At 58.2% G+C, this 19586-nt stretch carries 24 protein-coding genes; 10 read left to right on the forward strand and 14 right to left on the reverse strand.

The window, feature by feature from the left end; genetic code table 11:
* Nucleotides 1-295, reverse strand: a 295-nt coding sequence (locus tag AC04SH_RS33625; protein WP_488577959.1) for an outer membrane protein, incomplete at its 3' end; no start/stop codon positions are given.
* 855 nt (nucleotides 296-1150) lie between these two features.
* Between AC04SH_RS33625 and AC04SH_RS33630 the strand changes: the two genes are divergently transcribed.
* Nucleotides 1151-1402 carry a hypothetical protein gene (locus AC04SH_RS33630; protein ID WP_477345740.1) on the forward strand — a complete coding sequence of 84 codons (252 nt, stop codon included), beginning with the start codon at nucleotides 1151-1153 and terminating at the stop codon, nucleotides 1400-1402.
* Between the two features lie 108 nt (nucleotides 1403-1510).
* Nucleotides 1511-1828 (forward strand): helix-turn-helix domain-containing protein, encoded by a 318-nt coding sequence (locus AC04SH_RS33635; protein WP_488577960.1) that lies wholly within the window; start codon nucleotides 1511-1513, stop codon nucleotides 1826-1828.
* A gap of 209 nt (nucleotides 1829-2037) precedes the next feature.
* On the opposite strand, the gene AC04SH_RS33640 is transcribed toward AC04SH_RS33635, so the two are convergent.
* From AC04SH_RS33640 to AC04SH_RS33650, 3 genes are all read right to left on the reverse strand, one after another.
* The gene (locus tag AC04SH_RS33640) at nucleotides 2038-2400 is read right to left on the reverse strand and encodes a hypothetical protein (RefSeq protein WP_488577961.1); all 363 of its coding nucleotides are present in this window, start codon (nucleotides 2398-2400) and stop codon (nucleotides 2038-2040) included.
* Between the two features lie 108 nt (nucleotides 2401-2508).
* Nucleotides 2509-2835, reverse strand: a complete 327-nt coding sequence (locus tag AC04SH_RS33645) for a hypothetical protein (RefSeq protein WP_488575742.1) — start codon at nucleotides 2833-2835, stop codon at nucleotides 2509-2511.
* Between the two features lie 296 nt (nucleotides 2836-3131).
* Nucleotides 3132-3374 (reverse strand): hypothetical protein, encoded by a 243-nt coding sequence (locus tag AC04SH_RS33650; protein WP_477345742.1) that lies wholly within the window; start codon nucleotides 3372-3374, stop codon nucleotides 3132-3134.
* 187 nt (nucleotides 3375-3561) lie between these two features.
* On the opposite strand from AC04SH_RS33650, the gene AC04SH_RS33655 reads away from it, so the two are divergent.
* A complete protein-coding gene (locus AC04SH_RS33655; protein ID WP_488577962.1) occupies nucleotides 3562-3732 on the forward strand; it encodes a hypothetical protein in 171 nt (56 codons plus the stop codon).
* Here the strand turns inward: AC04SH_RS33655 and AC04SH_RS33660 are convergent.
* From AC04SH_RS33660 to AC04SH_RS33670, 3 genes are all read right to left on the reverse strand, one after another.
* Entirely contained in the window at nucleotides 3729-3920 is a 192-nt protein-coding gene (locus AC04SH_RS33660) for a hypothetical protein (RefSeq protein WP_477345748.1), read from the reverse strand. The genes AC04SH_RS33655 and AC04SH_RS33660 overlap by 4 nt on opposite strands.
* A gap of 111 nt (nucleotides 3921-4031) precedes the next feature.
* Nucleotides 4032-4232 carry a hypothetical protein gene (locus AC04SH_RS33665; RefSeq protein ID WP_477345750.1) on the reverse strand — a complete coding sequence of 67 codons (201 nt, stop codon included), beginning with the start codon at nucleotides 4230-4232 and terminating at the stop codon, nucleotides 4032-4034.
* Nucleotides 4229-5113, reverse strand: coding sequence for an ATP-dependent DNA ligase (locus AC04SH_RS33670; RefSeq protein WP_488577963.1), 885 nt, complete (start codon nucleotides 5111-5113; stop codon nucleotides 4229-4231). The genes AC04SH_RS33665 and AC04SH_RS33670 overlap by 4 nt, the downstream gene beginning before the upstream one ends.
* Nucleotides 5114-5238: 125 nt before the next feature.
* Here AC04SH_RS33670 and AC04SH_RS33675 point away from each other — a divergent pair, with 125 nt between their 5' ends.
* From AC04SH_RS33675 to AC04SH_RS33685, 3 genes are all read left to right on the forward strand, one after another.
* Nucleotides 5239-5427 carry a DUF3606 domain-containing protein gene (locus tag AC04SH_RS33675; protein ID WP_477345753.1) on the forward strand — a complete coding sequence of 63 codons (189 nt, stop codon included), beginning with the start codon at nucleotides 5239-5241 and terminating at the stop codon, nucleotides 5425-5427.
* Between the two features lie 328 nt (nucleotides 5428-5755).
* On the forward strand, nucleotides 5756-6496 hold the full coding sequence (locus tag AC04SH_RS33680) for a Crp/Fnr family transcriptional regulator (RefSeq protein ID WP_488577964.1): 741 nt from the start codon (nucleotides 5756-5758) through the stop codon (nucleotides 6494-6496).
* 953 nt (nucleotides 6497-7449) lie between these two features.
* Nucleotides 7450-7821 (forward strand): nuclear transport factor 2 family protein, encoded by a 372-nt coding sequence (locus tag AC04SH_RS33685; RefSeq protein ID WP_477345617.1) that lies wholly within the window; start codon nucleotides 7450-7452, stop codon nucleotides 7819-7821.
* A gap of 617 nt (nucleotides 7822-8438) precedes the next feature.
* Here the strand turns inward: AC04SH_RS33685 and AC04SH_RS33690 are convergent.
* Together AC04SH_RS33690 and AC04SH_RS33695 are read right to left on the reverse strand one after the other, a co-directional pair.
* The gene (locus AC04SH_RS33690; RefSeq protein WP_477345616.1) at nucleotides 8439-9281 is read right to left on the reverse strand and encodes a plasmid partitioning protein RepB C-terminal domain-containing protein; all 843 of its coding nucleotides are present in this window, start codon (nucleotides 9279-9281) and stop codon (nucleotides 8439-8441) included.
* The gene (locus tag AC04SH_RS33695; RefSeq protein ID WP_488577965.1) at nucleotides 9275-10840 is read right to left on the reverse strand and encodes a recombinase family protein; all 1566 of its coding nucleotides are present in this window, start codon (nucleotides 10838-10840) and stop codon (nucleotides 9275-9277) included. Before AC04SH_RS33695 ends, AC04SH_RS33690 begins: the two co-directional genes overlap by 7 nt.
* A gap of 237 nt (nucleotides 10841-11077) precedes the next feature.
* Here AC04SH_RS33695 and AC04SH_RS33700 point away from each other — a divergent pair, with 237 nt between their 5' ends.
* From AC04SH_RS33700 to AC04SH_RS33710, 3 genes are all read left to right on the forward strand, one after another.
* Nucleotides 11078-11395 carry a YMGG-like glycine zipper-containing protein gene (locus tag AC04SH_RS33700; protein ID WP_192255683.1) on the forward strand — a complete coding sequence of 106 codons (318 nt, stop codon included), beginning with the start codon at nucleotides 11078-11080 and terminating at the stop codon, nucleotides 11393-11395.
* Nucleotides 11396-11933: 538 nt separating this feature from the next.
* The gene (locus AC04SH_RS33705) at nucleotides 11934-12596 is read left to right on the forward strand and encodes an acyltransferase family protein (RefSeq protein WP_488577966.1); all 663 of its coding nucleotides are present in this window, start codon (nucleotides 11934-11936) and stop codon (nucleotides 12594-12596) included.
* A complete protein-coding gene (locus AC04SH_RS33710; RefSeq protein WP_488577967.1) occupies nucleotides 12502-13044 on the forward strand; it encodes an acyltransferase family protein in 543 nt (180 codons plus the stop codon). The genes AC04SH_RS33705 and AC04SH_RS33710 overlap by 95 nt, the downstream gene beginning before the upstream one ends.
* 151 nt (nucleotides 13045-13195) lie before the next feature.
* Here AC04SH_RS33710 and AC04SH_RS33715 read toward each other — a convergent pair whose 3' ends face one another.
* On the reverse strand, nucleotides 13196-13810 hold the full coding sequence (locus tag AC04SH_RS33715) for an acyltransferase family protein (RefSeq protein WP_488577968.1): 615 nt from the start codon (nucleotides 13808-13810) through the stop codon (nucleotides 13196-13198).
* Nucleotides 13811-13956: 146 nt separating this feature from the next.
* The gene (locus AC04SH_RS33720) at nucleotides 13957-15969 is read right to left on the reverse strand and encodes an acyltransferase family protein (RefSeq protein ID WP_488577969.1); all 2013 of its coding nucleotides are present in this window, start codon (nucleotides 15967-15969) and stop codon (nucleotides 13957-13959) included.
* An 845-nt stretch (nucleotides 15970-16814) separates the two neighbouring features.
* On the opposite strand from AC04SH_RS33720, the gene AC04SH_RS33725 reads away from it, so the two are divergent.
* Nucleotides 16815-17084, forward strand: coding sequence for a hypothetical protein (locus AC04SH_RS33725; RefSeq protein ID WP_477345611.1), 270 nt, complete (start codon nucleotides 16815-16817; stop codon nucleotides 17082-17084).
* A 303-nt stretch (nucleotides 17085-17387) separates the two neighbouring features.
* On the opposite strand, the gene AC04SH_RS33730 is transcribed toward AC04SH_RS33725, so the two are convergent.
* The 3 genes from AC04SH_RS33730 to AC04SH_RS33740 form a co-directional block, all read right to left on the reverse strand.
* Complete coding sequence (locus tag AC04SH_RS33730) at nucleotides 17388-17618, reverse strand: hypothetical protein (protein ID WP_488577970.1); 231 nt, start codon at nucleotides 17616-17618, stop codon at nucleotides 17388-17390.
* 265 nt (nucleotides 17619-17883) lie between these two features.
* Nucleotides 17884-18069 carry a hypothetical protein gene (locus AC04SH_RS33735; RefSeq protein ID WP_162712310.1) on the reverse strand — a complete coding sequence of 62 codons (186 nt, stop codon included), beginning with the start codon at nucleotides 18067-18069 and terminating at the stop codon, nucleotides 17884-17886.
* A gap of 264 nt (nucleotides 18070-18333) precedes the next feature.
* On the reverse strand, nucleotides 18334-18528 hold the full coding sequence (locus AC04SH_RS33740) for a hypothetical protein (RefSeq protein WP_477345640.1): 195 nt from the start codon (nucleotides 18526-18528) through the stop codon (nucleotides 18334-18336).
* Nucleotides 18529-19586 lie beyond the last annotated feature (1058 nt).

A 19586-nucleotide genomic window follows, 5' to 3' on the forward strand; every position in this document is an offset into this window, starting at 1 on the left:
AGGCATAGCCGACGCGCGCACGGCCTGTGCCATACCAATCGATGTCCGCCGAACAGCCCTCGATCCCGCAAGGCGGTACAAACGGAACCTTGAGGACGCTGCCGTGAATATTGGCGTAAGACACGTCACCTTCGACGCCGAAAACGATCTGCCCCGCCTGCCAATTGTAACCAGCGGTCAGACCGCCGACAAAGCCGTCTGAATCGACGTCAACGGTGCTGCCAAAGAAACGGTAGGAGCAAATCGGAACTTTTGGGCGAGGCTTTGGTTCCTTTCGATAGGAGGATACGGCCATGACGGACGACAAGAACAACGGTGACTATCACGGCCGCGACTGCGCATCAGTTGACGAGGCATATGAGGTTGCACACATCGCGAGGAAATTTCAGCTGACTATGCCTGAGGCTCGATCTCTGATCCGAAGGTGCGGCGACAATCGTACGGCCTTGGAGCAGGCGGCTAGAAAGCTTGCGTATCAGCACGCGAAACCAGGCTTTCGGGTCTAAATCAGTCTCGCTTGTTGATCCAAAGGGAGTAGAAGAAAATGCTACGCGGAATCGCAGTCGCAGCTGCGCTGCTCATTCAGTTTCCAGCACCGGTATTTGCAGACACGGCCCAATATTGGGTCGCTAAGGATGCCGTGTCGAAGCAGTGTGAGGTGGTCACGAAGGAGCCTGACGGAACCCTCGTTATAAAGCTATCGAAAACCATATATAAGACTGAGGCGGAAGCGAACGATGCATTGAAAAAGATCCCTGATTGCAAGAAGTGACCGCCGGCGCCGAGCAATAAATGGGGGATTTCGAATGCCCTATGGCATGAACGAACTGCCGAACCCTAAAAAACTTGTCCCCGACCCTCAGCCAAGGCGAGGCGTGAGCAAGGGGGGATTGGTAGCGGCCTCCTCGCTGTTTCTTGTCTCCTTCGTTCTGGTCGCTTTTTGGTTCCTCCAATGAGCAAGCGCGGAATGACCATCGCGCCGGCCGAGCGCGAGCGCAAGCGCCCGTGAAGCGAAAAACTCCGCTTATCGGTAACCCTACCCGAAAATGATATCGCCGCCGAACCCGGCGCGGAACTTTTTTCCTCCCGACGGGGAAATTTATTCAGGCCGCCGCGTTGAGGGCGCGCGCGGACGGAGACGGGGGTTAAGTTGAAGGCTTTTGATAGACTTGAAGCGTTGCTGGATGCGGGCGATCCGCACGCCGCGCTGGAAGAGGCGCGAACTTCGTTGCGTCAGATCGAGGGGCGGTCAAATGCGGTCTCGAGTGCGATCGACGATTTTTTGATCGACTTGATGACCCTTGCATTCGTCACCGAAGCCTTTGGCAATCACCTCGCAGAGGCGGCTGGCAGACTCGCTCAGCGAAGGCTCTCAAAAGTCAGGCTGATGACTAGGACCTGACGGGCGGGCTCAATGTCTCATTGTCCGGTTCGGCTCCGTAGCTGTCTCTTATATAAGCGAGATGGAACATTCGCTGTCAGCCGCTGTTCTCTCCCAGGAGGAACGGTCATGGCGGACGACATCAGGCACGGCGTCAGCTGGGACGGCAGTGGCGAAAGCGGTTCGATAGTCGTGATGACACCAGAGCAGTCGCGGGCGGCACGGGCGCTATTGAACTGGTCTCAGGTGCGGCTCGCTTCCAAGAGCGGTTTGAGCGAAGGAACAATTCGCGACTTTGAAAACGGGCGGAGGATTCCGCGTCCCATGAAGCTCGCCGCCCTTCTTCATGCGTTTGAGGTGGCTGGTGTCGTATTCACCCCTGCGGGGCCGTCACGGACTAACCTCTCTGAGGGCGAAGCGGGCGTGATCGGCTCCAATGAGATGTAGCGGTACGCGATAAGCTGGATCCAAGAAAATCATAGCGGGTAAATACTAGCTGCCAGCGAGCGTTCATTCCCTTGCCCGCATGCGGCCCGTGCGTCTACTGGCGGCTTCCAGCCGCGCGGCCAGGGCGTTCGGTCAATTCGCTGTCTCGTATCGTCGGCTCCGCACAGCGCGGGAAATAACGGAGTAAATCTTGCTTATAGAATAGCAGTCTACGACCTGTTGCAGGGCGCCAGCCGACAGAATTTACCAGATTTTTTCTTCACTCTTGCACCAATTTCAACTTTAAGAGATGCTAACTCAGCCTTGGAAACAGGCCATTGGTTGAGACGGTCTCGCAGCGCGCGTTGACCGCCGTCGCGCGTCCAGCCGGGCACCAAGCCCCATTTGGCCGAAACAAAGCCGGCCATACTGATAGAAAGCTCTTCACGGATGATGATCGGATAGATCAGGCTCGGCGCACCGTTCCAGATCGGAAAGCCATTGCCCAGCCGCTCGATATCGCCGGCATGCGCGAATTCGAATCGTCGAACCATGTCGGGGATTGTCGATTTGACGAAAACGCGTCCACACATTTCAGCAATCGCTCCATGATGGCAGGGGAACGGCCAACATGGGAACGGAGAGAGAACAAGTCAACCCGCGCGGGTCCTACGCGCAACCGCAGCCAATGTCCGGCCTTGTCAGTAACGGCAAACCCGAACGCGTTCCAGCACCCGGTGGTGATGGTGCCAGTGCCTCACCCACTTCACGTGGCAATGACGATGATGCCGGTAATAGTAGCGATGTGGGTAGCGGGCCACGTAGCCGGGATAATAATCGCGATAGCGGGGGCCGTAATAGCGGCCGCCATAGTCGTAAAACGGGCCGCCGCCGTAGAAGGGGCCACCGCCGAACGGACCAAAGCCGCCGAACGGACCAAAAAAGCCGATGCCATGTGCATCCGCAGGCACGACCGTGGCTGCGGCGGAGGCGATGGCAATCACCGAAGCAAGTAACAGTTTTCGCATAGCAAACCTCCGAGAGGGCCGATCACCGATAAACGCCCGCAGGAGCCGTATGTTCCCGATCGCTAATATACTCTGCGCGCCGCGCTTGACAGCGCCTCGGCGAAAGTCCTGGCGCGAAGGTTGCTTGCAAACGGCTTGGCGGGGGAACGTGCCGGGGCATTGCGTGGTCACGTGATGCGAACCCCTCGCTTGGAAAGAACGGTGAGCCCGAGGAAGTTAATGCCGCGGGTGCTCATCCTCTTTAGAATTCGGACTTCGCGCATCTTATGCTCACCCCAGGGCTGGCGGCGTAACCTCTAGCCGTTTTCGCAGCCTATCCCGTCGCCGTTACGGTCGAGGTCATAGATATCCGAGCCAACGACCGTGACCGGCCCGCGCACATATGCCGGACCATTTCCCTTTCCAGAGGAGCAATCGACATCGGTGGCGATTGGAACACAGGCCCCGGTGTAGTTAGGGTCACAGGAATCTTGGGCGTGAACGCTGCCGATGAAGGACGCCACACCAAAAGCAATCGCGCCTAGCCGACGAAAGGCCATGCCCCATATCCACCCCGCTCGGATATTCCTCCCTGTGGCTGGGTCTGTCAAACTTACAAACCCCTTCTTAGGATAGATTAGCCTCCCCTTGACCAGGGCGCCGGCGGCAAGTGGCAAACTAGCCGCGCCCGCCTCCGGAACCATTCCCTGCCGGCTGACGTTGGGTCAGTTGGAAGGGACATCCAACATGGTTGACGAGTTAGGCAAGCCGCCCGAAACAGCGAGCGGCGTTGCCGCGCGGCGTCTGGTGACTGACACCGGTATCACCCCTGCACAAGCCACAGAGCTTGTTAGCTTCCTTGGCCCGTACAACTGGTCGTCGCTCTTCCGCGAAGCGCGCATACTGAAGAAGCCCTAGAGTCGTTTGAAGTCGGCGAGTCCTAGTCGTATCCGCTGGCCTTCAGCGAAGGCGAGCGCGTAGCTTTGAAGCTCGAATGATCGGGTAAGTTCCTGGTCTTCCTCGACCACACGGACAAACCATTCGCCGCAGGCTTCGACCACTTCAACGCAAGCGCGGGTCTTGCGGATTGGGATCACGTTATCCATCACAGCCTCCCTACGAAAAGCAATGGCAACGTCGAATTTTATAAGAGCGGCTAGCGGCGGTTTTCAATATCAAAAGATATGGGCTACCGAGCCGCTCCCTTTCATCCAGTCCTAGCGCAATCCCTGCATGATGGCCTCGAAGACCAGGCCAATTTCCTCATCGATCTCCTGCCCCGGAATGCCTTGGGTTTCCGCCTCCCGTTTCGCGTCCACTGTCATATCGATAACCAGCAAGACCGGGTCGACAATGGCATTGTCAGGCAACCGGTCTGATATCCAATGGTAGAGAAAATCACTCCCGCGCTTGCTCATTCTTCCCAAAAATCCTGGACCGAGGCGTGGCGTAGTTTGGGCTCACCGCGGAGCGTTCTCACGCGGGCCTTGATACCTGGTTTCACCCATTCGACGTCTCTATCGGCCGCCGCGGCCGGGACGCCAGCTGGCGGCTGAGCGGCGCGATCGCGCTCGATCCGCTGCCATAGCCGCTCCTTGATTGCGCGACCGGTGGCGATCACGGCTTTGCCGACATATTTGCCTTCCCGGGCGAACAGGCCCTCGGTCTGCTTGCCGGCCTTGCGCTTGACGCCGATCAGGTCGAGATCATCGACATCCCAGCATTTCGTTTTTACCCAGCCATCGGAATCGCCGCTGCGGTATGGGCTACCCCGGCGCTTCGAAACAATGCCCTCGAGGCCCATCTTCTCTGCCGCCTCATAGAATGCAGCGCCGCCACCCTCGACGTGCTGGCTGTACTGGATGATACCGTCGGCCGGCTTGACCAGACCCCACAGGATCGCCTTGCGATCGATCACCGGCAGCGTGCGCAGGTCCTGGCCGTCCCTGTGCAGGATGTCGAACGCGACGAACGCGAGCAGTTCGGCGTTCCAGGCCATGCGCGAGTGGATCTCATGGAAGTTCGGCCGACCGTCCGGCTCGGGCGCGACCATCTCGCCGTCGAGGATGAGCGCCTTGGCCGGCAGCTTCTCCAACGCGGCGACAATCGGCCAGTAGCGCTTCGACCAGTCATGGCCGGTCTTGGTGAAGGCACGGCCGCCGGCCCAATCCAGCACCAGCTGGGTGCGAAAGCCGTCATATTTGATCTCGTGCAGCCAGTCGTCGCTGATCGGGGCAACCTCGACCAGGATCGGTTCCTGCGGCTTGATGAACCTCAACCGCTCACCATCGCTTCGCATGCACGCACACTCCCACCGCCGTCATTAAATAAGCTTAAGCTAAAATAGTTCCAAAACCGGAAATCGGCTTCTTGGTGCAACAAACATGTCAACCGGACGTTGCGGGGAGCGAAGGAGGATTCGATATGGCCGACGACAAGAGCAAGCGGGATTCTCGCGATCGGGACCGTGTTTCAGCCGACGACGATTATGAGGTCCAGTATTTCGCCAAAAAGGGAGGGATCACGCCCCAGCAGGTGAAGGACCTGATCGCCAAGCACGGGAACAATCGCGCGACGCTGGAGCGGGAAGCGAAGGCTCTGGGGAAGCGATAGGTAAGCCAGGATGCCAGCATACCAAGTAGAAGAGTGGCATGGAGACGAGCTTGTCTTGTCTCATGCCACAGACGCCGATGATCCGATATCAGCGGTAGAGAAAGTCACTGGGCAACGAGCGTCGCCTCGAGCTCTTCAGGGACGCTGGTTTCGTGTGGTCGATGAGGATGCGAGAAGCACGCACGAATTCAGCCTTGCCGACGCTGAAAAATAATGCCTGAGGCTCGGCTCTAACGAAAGCCTGCCCGCCGATAATCCTGTGGTGGCCGCCCCAGTTGTAGAACAGGACGGGAGTGGTGACAAAATGCTAAGGTTAGCGATGTCCGACTTGACGACACCGCTGATCCGAAAGCTCGAAAGCCTAGGTCGTCTTTCATCAGATGATCGCGAGAGCGTCGAAGCGATGGTGCTTGTGGGTAAGCAGTTGCAGCCCGGTGAGCAGATTGCGCAGGAAGGGGACGAACCCAGCCGCTTGGTGGTTGAGGGGCTCCTGCGACGCTATAGCGTTTTGAACACCGGCAACCTGCAAACGCTCTCAATCCATGTCCCCGGCGATATACCCGATCTCCAAGGCTTGCATCTAAGGATCATGGATCACACACTTGCGTCGATCGGTAGAAGCAAGATTGCGGTGATTTCACACCACGACATTCTCGAGGTTGTGCGTAAATCACCTCGCCTGGCAAATCTATTTTGGCGGGAAAGTTTGGTAGACGCGGCGGTCGCGCGCGCCTGGGTCAAGGTATTGGGGGGGCATGATGTGGTGGGCCGGTTAGCCCACCTCGCCTGTGAGCTTTACGTGCGCATGAGGGTCATGGGGCTGGTAAGGGACCATTCTTATCCGTTACCGCTAACTCAAGTTCAGATCGGCGAGACAATCGGCGCGAGCGTAGTGCACGTCAATCGTATGTTGAAGAAGCTGCGTGCTGACGGGCTTTTGGAGCACAAAGAAGGGCGGCTGGTCATTCTGAACTGGGACGCCTTATGCGAGATGGCAGACTTTGACCCCGGGTACCTGAATCTGCGAGACCCACTCTATTTGGATGTAACGCCAGTCGCAGTCGGTTAGCATCTCCGTTCGCTACCCCAGAAATCCTGCTGCGGGGCAAGCGGCCCGCGCCGTGAGGGCAGCGCGGGCCCGACTGTCTTGCGGGACCAGTCGGCAGCGGGACCCATACCGCTGCCCTGAACTAACTTCGCGGGCTTTTTGTGGTTCCGTAGGTAACAACAAAGCCCGCCGTCTGGGAGCAGACAGCGGGCTTCTCTCCTGGGCCCAAAAGGCCCGCCGGGTTGGCCCAGCGGGCAAGTGGGCAGGGGACGCACTGGTGATCAGTGCGATGGTACAATTTCGGACGTTTCGAGATGTTCCAGCAACTCACAAATTTGGATCGTACGTGCTGGACGGGATGCTAGCGTTAAGCTTGGCGGAGCAACCTGAGTCTCCCGACCTATACGCCGGCAAAACAAAAGGCCCGCCGGCTTGGGCCAGCGGGCAATCGGTCTGGAGTAGCCGGAATCAACCGGCGCGAGTTCAACGAACGTTGAAGATGTCGGTTGTCGGTTGCAACCTCGCTCTCGTCACTCTCAGGGGTCCAGCGAGGACGAGTTGTTGCCTGAGCCGCGCGGTACTGAAACATTGCCGCGCCATAAAAGGATGCGCGCTCACGGTAAACGGAACATTAAGCCACGCTAAAAAGCCAACGCGAAAAAAGACCCGCCCGAATGCGGAAACGGGCGGGCAAGTCTTCTGGAGTGCGCCGGGGGCTTGCCATGTCAATGAGCGGCGGAAGGTTTGGTTGCGGTGCGTTCAAATCAAATGCCCGCGCTCGCCTAGGGCGTAGGCGGCGCGGGCTCCCCCAGCACGGACCGCTGAAAGAACGGGCTGGGAAACGGCATAACAACCTCCCTGGAAGGAAGTTCCGGCCATTCGCTAGCGGGCAGCGTGTCGGAGGTCTTGACCGGTCCCGTCGCCAGTGACCTACTTCGAACCCGCACGCTATCGGTTATCCAGGAGACGGGCGAATGGACATTCGATCGACACTGACGGAGCTATGCGATGCCTTCAACGCGCACGACCTCGATGGCATCATGGCGTTCTTTGCCGAGGACTGCGTCCTGGAGATGCCGAGGGGAAGCAACCCCTGGGGCTCACGCTTCGAGGGCAAGCGGAACGTGCGCGACGCGCTGGCGACACGCTTCGAAGGCCTGCCCGACGTCCACTACGGCGACGGCCAGCATTTCGTCGATGCGGCTGCCGAGACCGGCATGTCGAAATGGATCCTCACCGGCACCACCCGCGACGGCGTGAAAAAGGAGGTCCGGGGTTGCGACTTTTACACGTTCCGCGACGGCAAGGTGATCCGCAAGGATTCGTATTGGAAGATCGTGGAGTAAAAGCTGGCTCTGTAGCGCCAATTCGCGAGATCGCGGCAAGACTGGCAGCCCTTTTGGCGCTCTCGCTCCAGCCGATAACGGTCTATTAGACGGCCCGATCAGAACTCTTCTTCTTCCGTTCGAAAAGTGCAACTTTGGCAGGGTAACCAATCCGCACTTTGTCTCGCACTGGGTGCAGGTGAAAGCGGAAATAGCTTTAAGCCAAGAGCCCTTCTTGACGATCAGACAGCCGCAGTTTGGGCATTCAAATTCCAAATCCTCGTCTCGCATGTCATCTGAAATAGGCATTGCAACTCCCAACACGCACAGTGCTGATGCGGAGGCTTCGGTCCGCGGTCTCATTAACTTCGGGGTCCTCGTGCGGTTCCTGCAGCACACAAAAATTTCGCGCCAGGAGGTGGCAGCGGGCCGGTTGGGGGTAGTCCTGTCCGCTCATCAAAAAACCCCGCTGCCGGACCTTGAGGGGTTAGACGGCAGCCGGCCTCGATCGTCCGCGGAGGGCGATCTGCAGTGGACAAGAAAGCCGTTCACCCCACCGCAAGAAACCAACTACAAGAGCGCGTCGGATGTTCCAACCTGACCTAAAAAAGCCACCGTCGAAACCCGGGCGGGCATGTCTAGCCCCTTTGTTCGAGGCATGGCATCGACAAGCGGTGGAACTCTTCAAAATGACCCGGAAAGTTCCGGGCGAGATATCGCACCACTTTGGAATTATCCATCATCCGGTCGAAAAAACGGTTGGCTGCGACAAGCTCCAGGCCCACTTGGCCACGATTTTCCACGGCGCTTAGAACCGCAAGACTCAGCGTGCTGACTTCGAACACCATCGCGCCGCGCTGGTCTTCAGCCTGTGTGGTGATCGTTGAGAGATTACAATCTTTGGCCAGCAGGGCTTGTGGTGTCAGAGCGACGAGTAGCCTCGCGTAGGTGATCCTGACCCGGTCCATCGCCACCATCAGCCGGGCAATCTCCAATTGCCTGACTGGCAGAACCTTCTGGAGAAACCCGAAGATTTTTGTTTTCACCGGCGCGTCCCGAAGCAGGTCGAGGACATCAGGGCAAATTCCGTTAACGGGTTTCCGGTTCTCGCCGTTCTCGGAAGCGGGTTTCCCGGGAGGGCAGAACATTTGCGGCTCGCGGGTCGCGCCACCCAACCTATGTGCCAGTAGCCTTGGCATTGTCCCGAAGCCCTCAGACACCAACATGGTGCAAAACTCCTTGTCGCGCATCATCAGGTGGAGCGCCGCGACGATCCGGTCCAGGCTCTGTTCAGACTTTGCCGCTTCGGTGACGAAATCGCGCATGCGTTTGCATTCCGTATCGTAGGTCGCCAAAAATTCGTGCGAACGAAGCCTCTTTTTGGACCCTATTGCGCCAGCTGCAATATTCCTCGCATGTCTGTCGCCGCCATTTTCCAGCGCACGGTAGGCGGCGTCCTTGGCTAAGCGTTTGACTACCAAGTCGCCCCCCCGACAGGCTCTCGCTCTGCCAGCCTGATAATTGGGTTGAGCGTGGGAAAAATATAGGTGTCCAGCAGTGCCCCATTGATGGCGTGCAGTTCCGATTTGCCCGCGATCTCATGCGCAGGAGCAATCAAATAGTCCCGAATGGTCAGGTCGCCGGGATTCATACGGATCAGGACGAAAATATCCGGTAGCGGCCGTTGATCGGCCTTCGAAAACCAGCGTGGATAGCCGAAGCCGGAAACCCTGCATCGTCCGATCGCGATCGCCACGGTGATCTCCTCGTTTATCCGCAGGAGGTCTGTCGCCATGTCATGGGCAGCAACCCCGCCCAGCCTTTCCATCGCGCCCACCAGATCCCGGATAACCTGCAGCCTCATTGTTTCCAGGCGCCGGTTCACGCCGATGTAGCGGTAGTTTTTGGATGGCTCGTATCCGATCAGTTCATAGGCTTTGACAATGGTTCCAAAACGCCACTGGTAGCGTTGCGACGGCGGGCATTCGGAATCGGCGTCGATCATGGCTAACGACAAGGCGCCACGGCGAGCCAAAAGTGCCCTAAGGGCGGCCAGCATCTCGTCATTGGTCATGTGGCGATAGATGGTCTTGAGGACCATCTGCGCCCGGTTGAACAGTTTGCGGTCGACGATAGGCTCCAGGACGTTTTCCACCCGCACCCACTGTTCCGGGGGATTGTGGACTTGATGGCTTCTCAGCCGGGCCGAATGCTTGTTCCAGACGCTGTTGCCAATGTAATTTTCGTTGGTCAGCACCGAGTGCACGGATTCTCGGGTCCATGGTCGCCCCAAATCGCTGAGCACGCCGCGCTTGTTGAGCAGTCTTGCCATCTCCAGCTCTGTCTTGCGTGTTCTGACAAAGTGACTGAAGATCCACCTCACTGTCGCAATCTCGTCAGGCGGTCCGAGCACCAGAACTATTCGATCCGTTTGCTGGCTCTTGTATTCGTAGGATGAAAGGATGCCCTTTGAGCGGCCGTGTTGACTGACAAGCAAGCGCCGCAGGCCATAGCCGGCCTTGCCGCCTTGCCGGAAGCCCAGCCGGACCAACCTCGCCTGGCCGATGAAGACTTTTTGCGAGAGCATTCTGCTCTGCTCGGCAGCCATGCTGCGTTTGATTGCTTTGAGTACATCTGAGCCGATGCTGCCGTCGTTTGCGAATTGCTCGGCGCAAAATTCGATCCGGACGCCGGCCATCTGGCACCGATACTCATAGACGGCGCTCTCATCGATATTCTGGAACCGTCCCCAGCGGCTGACATCGTACACCACGACCGTTTCGAAATCGGCTCTTCCGTTCTCGACATCGGCCAGCAACCGCTGAAGGCCGGGACGGCCTCCGAGGTTGAGACCGCTACGACCGGCGTCCTCGTAGGTTGCGACAATGTCGTAGCCCATGATCTCGGCGTAGTCTCGTATGGCATCTCGCTGGTTGTCTATCGAATAGGTCTGGTGGTCTGTCGACATGCGCAGATACTGGGCCGCACGCACCATGCGCCTGCCTGAGGGGGCTTTTAGGGCCGCTGCAACCTCGTCCATCGCTTGTGCTGTCCTGCCGTGATTACATGCTAGCAATTGGTGACCTGTCCTTTGGTTGATAACTCCCGTCCAGTTTGTGTCGAATGCTACCCTTCTGCGTTTGGAAACCAACGTCATCAACGCCCGCGAAACCGTGATTCACTTCGTGAGCCGGCGCGCCCCCGTTTAGCCGCAATGCGCCAGCAACTGGCAACCATTCGCCCCATTCCGCGTTTGGGGCTTCAAAGGAGTTCCAAGATGATCATCAGACAAGCCATTGCCGCCGTGCTCATGACTGCCGCTCTGGCAGGCTGCGCGACCCAGACCGAACAGCAGCAGAGGGCAACCACCGGCGCGCTGATCGGCGGCGGCGCCGGCGCCCTCGCCGGCCAGGCGCTGGGCGGCAACACCAAAAGCACGGTGATCGGCGCCGCCGGCGGCGCCCTGCTTGGCGCCGTCATCGGCCAGGCCACCACGCCGCAGCGCCGCGGCGAACAGCTCTGCCGCTACCAGGATCGCTACGGCCGGATTTACACCGCGCCCTGCGACGATCGGTATTACAACGGCGATTATTGAGCGAAGTGCATTCGCTAACACCTTCTCCCCTCGTGAGCGAAGGTGTTAGCGAGGGCGACGAGTGAGGGGGTCCAAGGAAGGCCAACACCCCACTCTGCCGGCACACCCCTCATCGTCTCGGCGCCGCTCTCCGATCCACCTTCTCCCACAAGAGGAGAAGGAAAGAGCTACTCCCCCGCCCGCACCGCTTTCCTGCAGCGCCAGTTGCGTCTCGTCCAGCGTCAGAAATCCCATCATACACTGCACCACCTTGGCCCTCGTAAATGCTCAAGGCACTGTGCGGCGCGAAGCCGTTGGGCGTTCTTTTCCTGGCCATCCACTCGCCATAGGACGGCAGTAGCCGACGGTTGTTGCGAGATCGGCCAGCACCATTTCGCCGTCCTCGCCTGGCGATGATCAGCCCACGCCATTTTCCCGACTGCGGGATGATCAGGCTTTCCAGCCCCGCGGCCAGTCGGTTGAGTGTGCGCCGCAAAACTTTCTTGTGCATCGCAGCAATCAGTGCGTAGATAGGCAAAGTAAAACTGACGGAAACGGGATGACCGAGACGCGGGATTCAAGGACGGCGCACTTCGACGCGCTGCATGGACTTAGGGGCATTGCTGCTGTCTTGGTTATGCTCGGCCACTTCAGCGAGTACACGGGCCGGCGATATGATCTGGCGCCTTCAGGGTTCCTCGCCGTGGACCTGTTCTTTCTGCTGAGCGGCTTCGTGATCGCCCACGCCTACGACGACAAGTTCCGAAAAGGCATGTCATTCTGGGGCTTCGCGGAGACCCGTCTTCTCAGGCTCTACCCGCTCTACTTCGCCGCACTCGGCCTGGCGATGATCGGCGTCGGTGCAATCATCGCGACGCAAGGGATCGGTGCGTATTCGCGGCTGGATTTGCTTGCAACCCTTGGGTTTTCCGTTCTTTTCCTACCGACGCCGCCGGCGCTTTCGACGGCTCCCGACCTGCTGTTCCCGCTTGATGGTCCGGCATGGTCGCTGTTTTATGAACTCGTCGCCAATGCCTTTTTTGCCGCCTTGGCCACAAGGCTGGTTGCGCGTTCGCTGGCCGTCATCGTGGGCGTCGGCTTGCTGGCCCTGGTGCTGATGGCCTGGCATGGTGGTGGTGCTTGGCGGCGGCGCCTACTGGGACAACACGATCGCGGCTCCCGCCCGGATCACCTTCTCGTTCTTTCTCGGGGTCTTTCTTAACCGGTATGCGACCGGGGACAGCCGGGACGGCAATCTCTATATGCTGGTCCTGCTGGCGCTGTGCGGAGCGCTGATGTGCTTCGATCCCGCCGAACATGTCCAGTTGTACAGTCTGGTGGTTATCGTCCTGATCTGGCCCTGGCTCGTTCTCGTGGCGTCGCGCTTGCGGCTTTCCGGTTTCTGGCGCTGGATTGCGCTCTTCTCCGGCAACATTTCCTACGCCATCTATGTCCTTCACACGCCGCTCATCCGCCTTTCGAACGCCGCGGTCGAAGCTGTGACCGATATCTCATGGAACGAGCACGGCCTGCCGTTCATCCTGGCGACATCCACCCTGATCATCGCGGTCTCGGCATTCGCGCATTATGTCTACGACAAGAATATCCGCGCCCTGCTGCGGTATTGGCTTTCACTTCGCCGCGCACGCGAGGGCGTGACCCAGTTCTAGAGCATGATGCCGAAAAGTGTGAAGCGGTTTTCGGACAACATCATGCTCTATCTCTTTGATTTAGAGCCGGATTCAGATTTCAGGTCGACTCGACCTGAAATCATCCGGCTCTAGGTGGATTCAGTTCGAGGAGACCGGCTGGCTTCGCGCCCTACTCCGCCGGCGTCCTCTCCAGCGCCGCCGCGCCGCCCTTGCGGCCAAAGCGCTGGACGACGAAGCGACCGGCCTTCTGGCCGGGAACCTCGATCAGAGTGTAGGTGAACCAGGACAGCAGCGTCACCGTCGGCAGCACCACGGCAACGACGATCGCGAAGCGCAGCGGCGGCGCCAGCTCGTTTCCGTATTGGCTGATGACGAACGCCGCGACGGGCTGCAGCACCAGCAGATGGATCAGGTAGATGCTGAAGGAAAGCTCTCCCATCAGATGGAAGAACCGGTTGCTGAGCGTCACGGCGATGGCCCTCGCCAGCGTTCCCGCCTTTCCCGGCAGCATGCGGTAGAGAACCAGCGCAAAGAAGCCCGCCACCAGCGCTTCACGCACCAGAAGCTTGCCCAGTCCGTAGTCGCCGCCAAAGGGCAGCGCCGCCAACAGCAGCGCCAGTGCCAGGTAGAGGATCGGCCGGGGTTGCGTCTGATGCACGATACCGGCAAGCAGCATCCCGCACAGGAATATCTGCATCTTCAGCGGCAGAAAGGACGGCATCGGAAAATGGATGGACAGCAGCCGCATCGCAAACACGATGGTGCAGCCAAGCGCCGCGACCACGAGGGCGCTCCTGATCCAGTCCAACCTGCGCACCGGGGCGGTCTTGTGGAACCTTGGCCGGCATTGGTGCTGCCACGTAAACAATCTGCCGCCAATGGTCGCCCAAGGTCAAAGCTCGCAAAGATCATTGGGCTGATGCGTCCGAGCTAATTCACTGCAATTGCAGCCTCGATGCGCCTGCCAAAAATGTCGGCCATAGAGCGTGAATAGGTTGCGGTTAGGTGATCGGTGTCGCGCCAGACAAAGACATTGCCGATAACCGCGGGACAATCGCCGCTTGGGCACACGATGTCATTGAAATTGACGAGTGCAACATGTGGATAGAGGCGCTGAGCGAGGACGAGAGGATCGGACCCCGCGACGAACTTATACGGAATGGAGCAGTGACGGTCCCGAGCCAGGCATAGCTCGGGCTTCACTCCCCAATATGGAGTATCGGCGATGACGATCACCTTGGCACCCGACGCCTCGATTTTGCGCCACAGTTGTACCAGCCTTTCGCTGACGGGCACTTGCTTGCCGCCGTCGGGATAGGCACGCAGATTGTCTCTCTGCCCCAGAATGACGATGTCCGGCTTTTGCCGTTGAATAGTTCGCAACACGTACTGCCCCCAACTCAGGCAGTCTGGAAAAGGACGATCAGTATCCCCGTACAGGATCATGGTCGGGAATAGCGGGCAGCCAGGCTTGGTAAAGCTTTTCGCATTCCAGCCACGATCCGATGCTGTCCTGTCAAAGGCTGGCACCCACTGTTCAGCATGCGAATCCCCAACCAGAAAGACCTTGAGTCCCCCGTTTGGGTCGCCAAACTGGCAACCGAGAGGCTCCACTCCGTCGGAGGGCGGTCGGCAGCCTTCCCTTGTTGGCAGGTCCCTCTTAATCGTTGGCAACGACGGAGCATAGGCCTCCACTTTCGGGACGGGTGCGTTGGCGAACAATGCTCTGGCGCCTGGATAATCGCCTGGATTGCTGGATATCAGTGCTTGCTGTCGCGCAATCTCCATAGAGACCGCGCAGAAGGCGACGAGTGGCACCAGCGGGACGGGAGCAATAACAGCGGCCAACCCGACGAGCTTGAAACGTGACGGTGTTGACGTTTGCTGGAAACGGAAACGATCCTCAACATGAATCTTCGAAACAGCAGCCAGACCAACACTTAGGGAAAGAATAGCCAGGCCACTCCACAGGCCGATCGCTTCGCCTGTTTGCTGTGTGAAAAACACGACTATCGGCCAGTGCCAGAGATACAGCGAGTAGGAGACGTCGCCGAGGAACTGGAACGGCCGCGTCTTCAGTAGGGAAAAGGCGCTGAATGAGGATTGGCTTTGTCCCGAGAGGATGACCAACGCGGCCGCTACGGTCGGCAACATCGCGGCATAGCCGGGAAAAGGTGTCTTGGCAGAAAACAGGAAGGCGGCCGCAAGGATTGCAGCGATGCCGAACAGGCCAAGTAGGCGCCGCGTCCGTTCGCCGAGCGCTCTTTCGTCCAGTAACGGCGAGCAGAGGGCCAACAGGCCGCCAAGCGCCAACTCCCAGATGCGGGTATGGGTGACGAAATAGGCTGGTGCTGGATCCGTGAGTGTCAGCCATACCGAGGCGGCAAGCGATGCAACAAAGATGGCGCCAAACAGGGCGACCAGCGACGTTCGCCAGGACGCACGAATCGCGTGTGACAGCCACCACGCGGCGATGATCAACCCGGGCCAGACAATGTAGAACTGCTCCTCGATGGACAACGACCAGTAATGCTGGACCGGGCTTGGTGCGCTCGTCGCCGCCAGATAATCGACAGCCTTCGCCGCGAGCCGCCAATTCTCCAACTGGAAGGCGCTGTACGCCAATTCATTCGTCCCGTCCCTCCAAAGGGCCGAAGGGAGCCAAAGCGGGGTTAGCAGGCCGACGAGTAAAAGCACGAGCAAAGCAGCGGGTAACAGCCGTCGCGCGCGGCGAACATAAAAGGCGAGCAGGTCTATTTTCCCGGTTTGCTCTGCCTCACGGAGTAGGACGCCCGTGATGAGATATCCAGAAATGACAAAAAACACGTCGACGCCGACGTATCCGCCCGGAATGAGAAACGGCCAGACGTGGAAGATGGCAACGAAGCACACTGCGATTGCACGAAGCCCCTGAATCTCGGGGCGGAAATGAGACCTGCTCAAAATACTTTACACCATTTTTCTAGGCGACGGGGCTATAAGTCGTGGAAGAGAAATAGGCTTTATGCACAAGCACTGGCAAAATACAGCACTAGTTGCTTTCTCTCGTTGTGCCATGGGGCAAGGTGGCAATTTGGGGAGCGCCAATCGGCTGCCGGTGGCTCGGCCATTACCGTGCCAGGTCTGCCCTTCCTACGGGATTTCGGGGTCGTTAGACCAGGCTACGGTTTCGCCCTTACCTTCGCAGCGATCAGTGTCAGCTTGTGCCCGCTAACCCGCAGTTATCCTCTGCTGATGACACGTCACGTTAGGAAACAGCAATCGATCGGGCCGCGGGCAGGCCTGGCTCTGCCTGGCAGGCGCCAATCGGTCAGCCTCCAAAGCGGCGCCGGCCTTTTCTACTCGCTGAAATAGCCAAGCACGCCCTTCGGAAAGCCGGTTGGCGTGCGGCATGTCTTTGGCATTTGGCTGGACAACTATGATGGTGGCCTGCGATTTTCAAAGATTGCCATTTTGTACGAATAAGTCAGTCGGATCTCATTCCCACAACCCTCACATGTCAGAGACTTGGAGCTTTTTATCAGGCGACCTTTGCGGATCATCATTCGCTTGCAGTTAGGGCCTTGGACGATCATATCGTCTTCATCCCGATCTCGTGAAAGTATCATAGTAACCTCCTGCCAGTTCCCAGGAAGCAAGCTGTGCCGCATTAGCGTCTCTTTTCGAAACACTTCGCACGTCGCTGCCGTACTTTGCTAACGAACGTCGGAACCTTCGATTGCACGCGTAGCTAAAGTTGGTTGGATCGTGGCCAGGCGGGGAGCGAACCACGTCAGGAGGAGACAACGATGTCCAAGGGTGAAATTGGAACGTCTCAGACTCTACGAGCACGCATCGCCGAGCTCAAAACAAAAATGCGAAGCGCCAATGTTACCGAGAACGATATGAAAGCCTTCCAAAAAGTAGCTGCTTTGATGGGATGCGATGCAGGTTCACTGCGGCTCAATGCCGATGACCTGATTGCTGCCTCCTTCGTTGCGGATACGATGAGCGAGAGAACATTAAACCGTAGCGCCGCGCGTCCATTTGGACGCGAAAAGGACGCCATAGGTCTTTGAATTGTCGCGTCCGAAAATCGATTTCCGCTTTCTACCATCCCGCTCCGCTTCGCCGGGGCGGGACGGCGAAGCCGGCATCATCGAAGGGAGGCAAACGTGAACCAGATCTCGTCCCGGCATCCCGAATTGCAAACGACAATCATTCGGTTCCCGGTGGCTGCTCGATCTTTGACCTGATTGCAAATGAGGATGATTTCGCTGACCTTTCGCGGCGGGCAGAGCGCCGGGCCATTGCCATAGTTATCGCAATGGCGATCTGCCTGATCCTTGCACCGGTGGTCTATTTTGTCTTGGTCTAGGCGATCATGTACGAGCCCCACCCTCGCCGCCGGCACGATTCTGCATCGCATCGAAGATGACGTCGAACACGCTGCCGACTTCTTCGCTGATCTCTTCCAGGCTGATGCCTTCTTTTTCCGCCGCCCTAATAGCCTGATCGGCAAGGTCGGTAATTGCCGCCGGATCGTCGGTGAAGGCGCTCGGCAGGTGGTCCGCCATCCATTCTTCTAGGAAGTCGATCCCGCGCTTGCTCATTGAAGGAACCAAAATGCGACCAGAACGGAGGAGGTAAGAAACAGTGCGGCGGCCGCTATCAATGCTCCCTTACTAACCTCCCGCCTTGGCTGAGGGTCGGGCACAAGTTTCTTACGGTTCGGCTGTTCGTTCATGCGAGATTAAGTTGCGTCAGCAAATTAGGTTCCGCTAATGCTCCACTGCTCGCAACTCGCCGCCCCATTCACGGCAGCGGCGGGTCGAATCCCGCTTAACCGTATCGCGCAGTAGGCGGCCAAAATTTCTTCTAATTTTCCGCATGGCTAAAAACGACAGCGCCGCTTTCCTTGCGAATTTCAACGGCCACGATTCCATCATCGCCCTTCCGGGTTTGAAACATCGCGATAGCGTGATCCTTTGCCGCTTTCTCGGCATCGAACATTTCCTTGTCGACAATGCCCTGTCTTCCATACCAGATGACAGTAAAGGCCATTATTCGCTGGTCCTTTCTTTCGCGGTTAAAGCCGGGCTGATCTAAGCCGCTACAACCTCATCCACCATACCACCACCAGCCACGACGCCGACGAAACAGAATGCGACCCAGACGCTGGTCATGGATTGCTTCACTCAGCTAAGCGGGCAAGTCGGTGCCGCGGGTGCTCATCAGAAGATAAGCTCGCGGCGTTTGTTAGGTTCCGCTGATGCACGTCCCCTACGTCAGAACGTCGACTGCACGATCCATGAGGTAGGCGGGACTCTATTTCCGCACGATCCATTCGAGCATTTCGGGGTCAAACTCATCTTGGCCGGTCATTGACCGCACCATCTGTGCGGCCCCATCGCGCCATCTGTGCTCAGGAAGGTTCTCTTCGCGAACCCAGGTTTTGAACGCCCTGCGGATCACATCGAAATCAAAAGCGGAAACGGTATCGCATTCTTCAGCTTGACCCACGATGCCCCCCGCGCTTTGGCGGGAGCACCTGAGGTGGCTTCCAAGCGCCCGGATGCCGTGAAAGACGGGCGACATGCAGATCATACGCGTGAAATAATGGGGCTTCGAGTCAATTCGCTCCGACTGAAGTCCCATACCTAACGGAAGGTTCGCTATAGCGTAGGACACTCCTGGGTAGCGCCTGCAGGACGCGCAACAGCCAAGGCGGGCGCGGTGCTTGGAGAAAGCCCCACCCCAGAGTCTTACTCCCATAAGCAAGCGGAACAATGTTTTTCAGCCTGAGTTGGAGAGAGGCAAGGGAGGCCGCAATGCCGATTTCAGATGACAAAAATGATCTGATCATCAGACTTGACTGTCCTTATTGTTCACACCCGATCGTCAAGAAGGGCTCCTGGTTCAAGGTAATATCCAGGTTCAAATGTGCGGGGTGCGGCACCCACGTGCATATTGCTATCCAGACAAACTTGCACTTTTCGAGCGGTATCAACGAACGCAAATTAGTTCCGCCACCGGCGAGGCTGACCAAGGGGGCGAAGCGGCGGAATCTTCGCTCAGGACTTCGACAGCAAATTGGCAGTTGAGCAATCGCAGCCATGCGTGAATATGGCGGAGAAGGACCATGCACGGGCGGGCTTGGGTGAGAGATCAGCGGCTCGCCGAAGCCGACGAACTCCGAGGCGCAGATAGCCTTGCTGCAGCGCGAACTGGCCGAAAAGGCGGCTTGTTCTGTTGGGACGTTCAAGATGGCCGAGCTTGGCCAAAAGTTGCGTTTGCACAAATTTCGCCTGAAGCTTCTTGAGGGTTGTATTGCTGGATTGTCTGATCTTGGGCTGCCCCCGAGAGGATAGACACGCGATAGGTTCTCTCCCACAACCTCAAATCCCAGCCGCTACAACCTCATCGACCATACCACCACCAGTGCCACCACGACGCCGACGAAACAGAATGCGACCCAGACGCTGGTCATGGATTGCTTCACTCAGCTAAGCCGGCATCGTGGTGTACGATCGCGTCTAGAAGAGCCTCGTACACACTCCCGGTTTCTTCCTCGATCTCAA

Source organism: Mesorhizobium sp. CNPSo 4688, assembly GCF_057784295.1.